Source organism: Lentzea aerocolonigenes (assembly GCF_000955955.1).
Lineage (GTDB): Bacteria > Actinomycetota > Actinomycetes > Mycobacteriales > Pseudonocardiaceae > Lentzea > Lentzea aerocolonigenes_A.
Window position 1 is genome coordinate 1 of sequence record NZ_JYJG01000558.1, and the last position, 8,738, is coordinate 8,738.

General features: G+C 68.3%; 10 protein-coding genes. 6 read left to right on the top strand and 4 right to left on the bottom strand.

The annotated features are described in order from the left end of the window. Nucleotides 1–48: 48 nt before the first annotated feature. From UK23_RS46795 to UK23_RS46805, 3 genes are all read right to left on the bottom strand, one after another. A complete protein-coding gene (locus tag UK23_RS46795) occupies nt 49–387 on the bottom strand; it encodes a nuclear transport factor 2 family protein (RefSeq protein WP_045318331.1) in 339 nt (112 codons plus the stop codon). A gap of 1 nt (nt 388) precedes the next feature. After that, nucleotides 389–1,084, bottom strand: a complete 696-nt coding sequence (locus UK23_RS46800) for an SDR family NAD(P)-dependent oxidoreductase (protein ID WP_045318332.1) — start codon at nt 1,082–1,084, stop codon at nt 389–391. A gap of 102 nt (nt 1,085–1,186) precedes the next feature. Next, nucleotides 1,187–2,119 (bottom strand): LysR family transcriptional regulator, encoded by a 933-nt coding sequence (locus UK23_RS46805; protein ID WP_045318333.1) that lies wholly within the window; start codon nt 2,117–2,119, stop codon nt 1,187–1,189. A gap of 76 nt (nt 2,120–2,195) precedes the next feature. Here UK23_RS46805 and UK23_RS46810 point away from each other — a divergent pair, with 76 nt between their 5' ends. Beyond that, entirely contained in the window at nt 2,196–2,486 is a 291-nt protein-coding gene (locus UK23_RS46810; protein WP_045318334.1) for a muconolactone Delta-isomerase family protein, read from the top strand. Beyond that, nucleotides 2,483–3,520 carry a YbfB/YjiJ family MFS transporter gene (locus UK23_RS46815; protein ID WP_045318335.1) on the top strand — a complete coding sequence of 346 codons (1,038 nt, stop codon included), beginning with the start codon at nt 2,483–2,485 and terminating at the stop codon, nt 3,518–3,520. Before UK23_RS46810 ends, UK23_RS46815 begins: the two co-directional genes overlap by 4 nt. Here UK23_RS46815 and UK23_RS46820 read toward each other — a convergent pair. After that, nucleotides 3,438–4,409 carry an alcohol dehydrogenase catalytic domain-containing protein gene (locus UK23_RS46820; RefSeq protein WP_045318340.1) on the bottom strand — a complete coding sequence of 324 codons (972 nt, stop codon included), beginning with the start codon at nt 4,407–4,409 and terminating at the stop codon, nt 3,438–3,440. The genes UK23_RS46815 and UK23_RS46820 overlap by 83 nt on opposite strands. A gap of 166 nt (nt 4,410–4,575) precedes the next feature. Here UK23_RS46820 and UK23_RS46825 point away from each other — a divergent pair, with 166 nt between their 5' ends. From UK23_RS46825 to UK23_RS46840, 4 genes are all read left to right on the top strand, one after another. Further along, nucleotides 4,576–5,691 (top strand): beta-1,3-glucanase family protein, encoded by a 1,116-nt coding sequence (locus tag UK23_RS46825; RefSeq protein WP_231115001.1) that lies wholly within the window; start codon nt 4,576–4,578, stop codon nt 5,689–5,691. Nucleotides 5,692–5,773: 82 nt separating this feature from the next. Then, nucleotides 5,774–6,445, top strand: coding sequence for a response regulator transcription factor (locus UK23_RS46830; protein WP_045318337.1), 672 nt, complete (start codon nt 5,774–5,776; stop codon nt 6,443–6,445). Continuing rightward, nucleotides 6,442–7,770 (top strand): sensor histidine kinase, encoded by a 1,329-nt coding sequence (locus tag UK23_RS46835; protein WP_045318338.1) that lies wholly within the window; start codon nt 6,442–6,444, stop codon nt 7,768–7,770. The genes UK23_RS46830 and UK23_RS46835 overlap by 4 nt, the downstream gene beginning before the upstream one ends. Nucleotides 7,771–7,800: 30 nt before the next feature. After that, the gene (locus tag UK23_RS46840; protein WP_045318339.1) at nt 7,801–8,688 is read left to right on the top strand and encodes a hypothetical protein; all 888 of its coding nucleotides are present in this window, start codon (nt 7,801–7,803) and stop codon (nt 8,686–8,688) included. Nucleotides 8,689–8,738 lie beyond the last annotated feature (50 nt).

Genomic DNA, 8,738 nt, shown 5'->3' on the forward strand with positions numbered 1-8,738 from the left:
GCCCAGGTCAGCGCGACCTGACGAAGTACTACTAGCAGCGACGCGTCACTAGTTCGGGAGCAGGGAGACCTGGTAGTGCGCTATCAGGTCTCCCTTGATCAGCACGCTCAGCTTCACGTTGATCGCCGGCCGGTCCACGAACGAGAAATCGACGCCCAAATAGCCGAGCGTCAGATCGTCGGCGAGCTTCCGCGTTTCCAGCACCTCGTACTCGGCCTTCATGCCGATGGGCTGGGAATCGTAGTACTCGGCGACCGCTTTTCTGCCCACGCCGTACGGGTGCAGGCCCTGGAAAATGGCGTCCTCGGTGAAATTGGCGGCCACGCGCTCGGGTTCGTGCGCGTCCACGGCGTCCTTCCACCGGTTCATGACGGTTTCGATGCTCATGTCAGTGCCCCGCGCTCTGGCCGCCGTCGACGTGCAGGATCTCGCCCGTGACGAAGCCGGCCTGTTCCAGGAAGGTGATCGCGTCCACGACGTCGGAGATCTCGCCGATCCTGCCGACGGGGTGCAGCCCGGCCAGCGTCTTGTGGGTCTCGGGCGCGTGCATCGGCGTGCGGATGATGCCGAGCGCGACCGTGTTGAAGCGGATGTCCTGGGCCGCGTACTCGATCGCCAGCGACTTCGTGACGGCGTTCAGACCGCCCTTGGTCAGCGACGCGAGCGCTGACGGCACGGCGGACAGCGCGTGGTCGACCAGCGTCGTCGACACGTTGACCACGTGCCCGCCGTTCATGGCACCGACCGCGCTGCGCGTGATGTCGAAGAAGCCGACCAGGTTCGTGCCGATCACGTTCGCGAAGTCCTCGTCGGTGTACTCGGCGAACGGCTTCGCGACGAAGATCCCGGCGTTGTTGACGAGCGTGTCGACGCGGCCGAACCGCGCAAGCGCTTCGCTCACGACCCGCGCGCCCTCGCCGGGCTTCGACAGATCGGCCCGGATCGCCAGCACCTCGGGATCGTCCGCGGCTTCGACGGACCGGGACACCGCCACGACCGAATAGCCGAGCTTGCGATAGGCCGGGACGAGTGCCGCACCGATTCCCTGCGACGCACCCGTGACGATGGCCACCTTGTTCGACATTCTCTTGCCTCACTTTCGAAGGAGTGGAACTGACAGCCACAACCCGCCGCGGTCCGGGTTGATTTCCCGGAATTGCGACGCGTTTTCTCCTTCGTGGGAGGCTCAGCCTCGCAGCGCACGCCAGGGGTCGTCCGCGGGCAACCAGACGCCCTCGCGGTGCAGCCCGAGGTCGCCCACCGGCCGCGTGATGGCCTCGGCTGCCGCGAGCACAGCCGTCCTGACCTCGTCGTCGCGGCGGACCAGCGACCACGTCCACAGCACCTCTGGGTCGATCACGGGCCGCTGCACGAGGTCCGGCGGCAACGGGGTGGTCTGCCCCTTCGGCGAGTTGAGCACCGGCGTGGTGCACACCCGCACGTGGTCGAAGAACGCCGGCCCGGTGATGGCACCGTTGTGGATGCGCCGGACGGCGGCGCCGGTGTCCTGGGCGAACTCCTCGGCGTACTCGTTCCACGACTGCCACGACGTGACGTCGTCGTCGACGAGCACCGCGATGTCCTTGGCGCGCACCGGACTCGTGTCGGTGCCGACCGACACCGCGTAGAGCCGGTCGGCGCCGAGCAGCTGCGCGTTCAGACCGAGCTGAGTGATGTCCTTGTTGCGGATCCAGCACACGGCCAGGTCGAGGCTGCCGTCCGCGACCCGTGCGGCCTGCGCGTGCGACGGCACGACCCACGCGTCCACGTAGAGCTGCGCGACACCGGCCGTGCGTGCGGTGAGGTCCGGTGGCAGCCAGTTCACGTACCCGATCCGCACCGGCTGCGACCCGGACAGTTGCTGCGCGTGCCGTTGCAGCTCGTCGGCCCGCTCGAGCAACGCCCGCACCTCGGGGACCAGCGCGGCTCCGGCAGAGGTCAGCGCGACCGTGCGGCGGTCGCGGGCGAACAAAGGCACGCCCAGGTCGCGTTCGAGGGCCTTGATCTGCTGCGACAGCGACGGTCCCGCGATCAGCAGGCGTGCCGCGGCCCGGCCGAAGTGAAGCTCCTCGGCGACCGCGAGGAAGTACCGGAGCTGACGCAGTTCCACGCTGAGCATCCTAGGAGGTTCAGGCTCTCACGCAGGAGAAAGCCGGTCGTGGCGCCCCACACCCACCCGGTCGCACGATGAGTGCATGAGAGAGTTCATCGTCGAGATCACCACCACGATCCCCGACGGCACCAGCCAGTCCGAAGTGGACTCACGCCGCGCGCTGGAAGCCGTCCGGGCCAAGGAACTCGCGGCAAGCGGCAACCTCGTGCGGCTGTGGCGCCCGATCGGCGAGATGCGCAGCATCGGCCTGTGGCAGGCCGACGACGAGGACGACCTGCACGCGAACGTCCTCGGCACGCTCCCGCTGAGCCCGTGGATGGCGTTCAACGTCACCGCCGTGCAGCCTCACCCGAACGACCCGGGACGTTCATGAGCGCCCGCCAGGCCGCCGCGGCACTCGCGGCGTCCATGGGCATCGGTCGGTTCGTCTACACCCCGATCCTGCCCCTGATGACCGCTCAGGCCGGGCTCAGCGCCACCGGAGCCGCGAGCCTGGCCACCGCGAACTACCTGGGCTACTTCGCCGGCGCGCTCGCCACGATCGTTCGGGCACCTTCTCGGACCACGAACCGTGTCGCCCTCGTGCTGCTGGTGGCCACGCTCGCCGGCATGCCGCTCACGCACAGCTTCGCTGCGTGGTTCGTGCTGCGACTGCTGGCCGGGATCGCGAGCGCGCTGGTGTTCGTGGCGGCGGTGAACGCGGGACCCGGCTGGGGACTGTCCGGGGTCGGGGTGGGGATCGCGCTGTCCGGGTCGCTGGTGCTGGCGTGGGGACAGTGGCAGGTCGCCTGGTGGGTGTCGGCGGGTTTGTCCGCGCTGCTGACGCTCGGCGCATGGCCTCTGGAACCGAAGAACGTGAAACCCCAGGCCACCACCTCCAGGAAGCACGGCTTCGGCGCCCTGTTCGCCGCCTACACCCTCGAAGGCGTCGGCTACATCATCGCGGGCACCTTCCTCGTGGCCGCCATCAGCGGCCCCCTCGGCAGCGCCGCGTGGATCCTCGCCGGCATCTCCGCGGCCCTTTCCGTGACGATCCGCGCCCGCAACCTGCCGGTGCTTCTCGCCGTCCAGGCCGTGGGCATCGCCCTGCCCGCATTGATCGGCGGCACCGCGGTGGCCCTGATCGCCGTGATCCTGTTCGGCGGCACGTTCCTCACGATCGCGGGGGTCGCCCTCAAGACCGGTGCGGAGCTCGGCTTCCCCCGCGCGGCGGCCGTGCTGACCACCGGCTACTCAGCGGGCCAGATCATCGGCCCGCTCATCGCCGCTCCCCTGCTCCGCCACGGTTACCAGCACGCCCTCCTGCTGGCCGCCGCAATCGTTCTCACAGCTCTAGTACCACTTTCACGTCGCCCGGCCGCGACTCGAACGCCTCCGCGAAGGACTCCAGCGGAACTCGCCGAGTGATCAGCGACGACACCCAGGCGTCGTCCGCCCGGTCCAGCACCGCGGCGGCCTCCCGGTAGTGGCGCACGTTCGAGTTGACCGTGCCGAACATGATCCCGTTGCGCAGCACCAGATCCCGGTTCGCCTGCCCGAGATCCACCGGCACCTCCTCAGTGGACGGCACCCCGGTCAGGCACACCAGCTCGCGTCCGAGCAGTTGCGCGACCAGCTTCGGTGCGCCCGTCGCCTCGATCACGACCTGGTGATCAGGAAGCTTCCGGTGGTAGGTCGCGCCGAGCGACTCCACCAGGCCGGGCTTCGGACCATCGGAAGCCAGATCGAAGACGTGCACGTCCAGGCCGCGCTGCACCCCGATCAACGCCGCCAGCAACCCGATCGGCCCGGCACCCGTGATCAGCACGCTCTCGAAGGGGAACAGCGCCAGCTGGTCCAGCCGCTCCCACGCCTTGACCACCACCGAGGCCGGTTCGACGAGCACACCTGTCGACGAGCTGACACCGACGGCGTAGATCGACGGGACCGTCCACGTGGTCGAGCCGTACCCGTCGAGCCCGGTGATCCCGCGCTCGGTGTACTGCCCGTTCCGGCACATGTCGAACTCGCCGCGCGCACACGCCACGCACGGCACCGGATCAGGCCGCCGCACCACCCCGGCCACCAGCGAACCGGGCTCGAACCCCGGCCCGCTGATCACCCGGCCCAACGACTCGTGTCCGATCACGAGAGTTCCGCCGACCCCGAACTCGCCGCGCACAATTTCCCGGTCCGTGCCGCAGATCCCGATCGCCAGCCCCTCGACCAGCAGATCCTCGGGACCGGGGACCGGATCGGGAAGTTCGGAGATCGACAAAGAGCCGGCTTGTGCAAGATCAACCGTCAGCGCGCGCATGAAGACCATTCTTGACACATCAACACGTTCACGCTGAGTATTAAGAGACAGGAGTATGAGAGCGCTCTCACTGCCCTGAAGTCAGGCGCAGTCTGTCTCAGTGAGGAGATAGTCGATGCGCAAGCTCCTGCTGCTCGCGGCATCGGCCCTACTTGGGCTGACAACGATGTCTGCACCAGTGCAAGCGGCTCCACCGAACCTGCTCCCGCTCACCGTCACGAACAACTCAGGCCGTGGCGACGCCGTGTTCCTGTACATCACCGGCGAGATGGGCGGCAGGCTCGGCTACGTGAACGCGAACGGCCAGTTCACCGCCTGGTCCGGCGGGGCCATCCCACCCGTGCCCGCACCGGACGTCTCGATCCCGGGTCCTGCCAACGGCGGTAGCAGGACTCTGCAGATCCCGATCAACCTCGCCGGCGGCCGGCTCTACATGTCCTTCCGGGACAAGTTGAAGTTCAGCCTCGTACCCAACGGGTTGGTGCAACCCGCGCCGTGGGCGGGCGGCGACCCCAACCGCGACATCCTGTTCGACTGGAGCGAGTTCACCTACAACGGCGGCGGGCTGTGGCTGAACAGCTCGCAGGTGGACATGTTCAGCGTCCCCCACGCGGTCGAGGCGACGTCGCAGGCCGGCGCCACCAAGAAGACCGGTCAGCTGGTCGCGGGCGGCCGCAACCGCGTCTTCGACCAGCACCAGCAGCTCGGCGGCGACTGGGCGCGGCTGGTCTACACGCGGGGCGACGGCACGCGGCTGCGCGTCCTGAACCCCAGCAAGGGTCTCGACGCGGGCGTGTTCTCGAGCTCGTACTTCTCCAGCTACGTCAGCAGCACGTGGGCGACCTACCAGAACACGCCGCTGACCGTGGTTCCGTTCCAGAACGAGCCGAACCGCAAGTTCACCGGCCGCACCAGCGGCGGGGTCCTGAACTTCACCAACACGGCCGGTCAGCAGGTCGCGTCGTTCCAGCAGCCGTCGACGCGGGACGTCTTCAACTGCGACGGCCGGCTCGCGGCTCCGAACAACGACGTCGGCGCGATCTCGCGTTCGCTGTGCGCGGCCCTGAACCGCTCGACGCTCGGGTTCATCCACACCCAGCCGACGTACAACGCGAGCCAGTTCTACACGCGCTCGATCACCAACCACTACTCGAGGATCGTGCACGCCAACATGGCCGACGGGAAGGCGTACGGGTTCGCGTTCGATGACGTCGGCGCCTTCGAGTCACTTGTCCACGAACCGAACCCGCGTTCGGCAAAAATCACCCTGACAGCATTCTGAACCGAAACGTTCTTGCTTTTGATCGACTTTCACTCCACTGTGTGAGACGCCGTCGCCGCGGCTCTCACACAGTGGAGTCGTTGTGTGCGTAGGGGTCCTGCTGGTCGAAGACGACGAGCGAATCCGGCAGGCGTTGAGCCTCGCCTTGTCCGACGAGGGTTTCACCGTTGACGAGGCTTCTTCGGGTGAAGACGCGTTACGACGTCTGGAGACCGAGTCGTTCGACGTGATGCTGGTCGACCTGACCCTGCCTGGCATCGACGGCCTGGAGGTCGTGCGCACGCTCAGGTCCCGCGGTGACCTGCCGATAATCGTTGTGACAGCCCGAACAGACGCCCGTGACGTGATCGCGGGGTTGGAGGCGGGCGCGGACGACTACGTCACGAAACCGTTGATGGCCAGTGTTCTCGCGGCCCGGATCCGCGCCTTGTTGCGCAGACGCGGACCCGGCCGGGAAGCCGTTCGGATCGGTGATCTGGAAATCCGTCCGCAGGAAGGACTGGTGCACCGAGCGGGCGAACGCGTTCATCTCACCCGCACCGAATTCCGGCTGCTGCTGGAACTCGCTGGTGCGGCCGGGCGAATCGTCACCAGGGAACAGTTGCTGCAAAAGGTGTGGGGATATGACTACTTTGGTGACACTCGACTGCTCGACGTGCACATAAGGAGACTGCGCCGCAAGATCGAGGCCAACCCGGATGATCCAGCGCTGGTGCTCACCGTGCGCGGCACCGGGTACCGGATCCGCTCGTGAAGCTCTCGCTGCGCTGCCGCGTCACCCTCTCGTTCGGTGCGGGCCTGCTGATCGTGACGAGTGTGCTGGCGTTCGCGACCTGGAACCTCGCCTCCGGCTACATGCTGCGGCAACGGGAAGCGAGCGCGGCGCGGCAGGCCGAGGTGAACGTGCGGCTGGTCGAGAAGTCGCTGTCCTCGCCTGGCCTCGACGAGTTGCTGGCCGGGCTCACCACCGGCCCGGACTCGACGATCCTGGTGCTCAGCCCGGGGCGGCTGGTGACGGCGGGCCGCAAGGTCGAGCCGTCCGAGCTGCCTCCCGACCTGGTGGACCACCCGCCGGGCCGGGCTCGGCTGACGGTGGCCGGGCTGGAGGTCATCGCCGTGACGCGGCCGGTGGCGGGCGACTCGGTCTACGTGGAGCTGTTCCCGTTGCAGCAGCTGGATCGGACGTTCGGCTTCCTCAGCGCGGTGCTGATCGCGGGCACGATCGGGTCCGCGCTGCTCGGCGCGGCGCTGGGCTCGTGGGCGTCGAAGCGGGCGCTGAAACCGCTGGCGGAGCTGAACTCCGCCGCCGGGCGGATCGCCGGTGGCGATCTCCGCGCCCGGTTGCCCGACCAGGACGACCCGGACCTGGCCGCGTTGGCGGCGAAGTTCAACTCGACGGCGCACGCCCTGGAGCAACGGGCCTTGCGCGATGCCCGGTTCGCGTCCGACGTGTCGCACGAGCTGCGGTCGCCGTTGACGACGATGGTGAACGCGGGCGCGGTGCTGCGGCGTCGTCGCGAGCATCTGCCGGGCACCGCTGGAACTGCTTTGGAACTGCTCACTTCGGAGGTCGACCGGTTCGCCCGGATGGTCGTGGACCTGCTGGAGATCTCGCGCGCCGACCAGACCGACGACTACGAGCCAGAGGAGCTCGACCTGAGCGCGTTGGTGCGGCACGTGATCGCGTCTCGCTGGCGTGCGGTACCCGTGTCGGCGTCCCCGGTGACGGTGGAAGGCGACCGGCGGCGGCTCGACCGCGTCCTGGCCAACCTGATGGAGAACGCCGAACGGCACGCGGACGGCGCGATCTTCGTGTCGGTGCGGCAGCACGGCTCCGTGGCGCGGATCGAGGTGGAGGACGGCGGGCCGGGCGTGCCGGAAGCGTTGCGGGAGCAGATCTTCGAACGGTTCGCGCGCGGCAGGCCCGGCAGCCGCGGCGACGACACCGGCAGCGGGCTCGGGCTCGCGCTGGTCCGCGAGCACGTGCACCGCCACCGCGGCCGGGTCTGGGTGGAGGACCGCTTCCCGCGTGGCGCGCGGTTCGTCGTCGAGTTGCCGGCCGTGGGCGGACCTGCGTAGGTTCTGTCCACAGAGGAGGGACAGAACGTGATGAAGCAGGTCATTTCGGGGTGCGCTGCGGCGGCTCTGCTGTTCGCAGTGCCGGTCCCGGCGAGCGCGGCCGATCTCTGGGTCACCTACGCGCCGGTGATCCACCTGACCAAGGGCGAGTCGAAGCGGCCCGCGAACGCCGGCGAGTTCCTGCAGAACTCGTCGCTGCGCTGGTCGCACAGCGGCTGCCCCGACCACGAGATCGCCGGGCGGGGCAGCGTCAACGCCAAGACGCTCGGCTCCGGCGGCTACCAGCACAACTCCACCGGCAAGCTCTGCTCGCACAGCGGCAAGAAGTACTCGAGCAACCAGAACGTGCGCCCGCACGGCGAGCTGGGTGCGAAGGAGGGCATGTTCCTCGACCTCGACAACGACAAACGCGGCATCGGCAGCGTCCAGGCGGAGGTCTACTTCGACTACGCCAAGGGTTCGCACGTCACGTACTGGCTGTTCTACGCCTACAACGACGGTGCGTCCGTGCAGAACCACGAGGGCGACTGGGAGCGCGTCTCGGTCCGGCTCGACGCGGGCAACAAGCCGATCACCGTGGCGTACTTCCACCACGGCAAGTACTGCGTGCAGAGCTACGCCTCCGCCGCGAAGGTCGGCACGCATCCCGTCGGGTACTCCGCGCTGGGCACACACGCCACCTACCAGAAGGCAGGCACGTTCCCGACCGGGTTCCCCGGTGTGAACGACAACGCGAACGGCGGCGGCGAGCTCTGGGAGACCTACAAACGGCCTGTGCAGAACGTGAAGTCGCAGCCCTGGTACGGCTATGGCGGCGGATGGGGCGAGGTCGGCGAGCTGAGCGACACCAGCGGGCCGAACGGCCCGAGTGCGTTCAAGAGCCCGGTGCCGCCCAACTGGTCGTCACCTGCCTGCTAGCCGGCTCCAAGGGGACGCCCGCCTGGTGACCATCGCGTCTGCAAGTACCA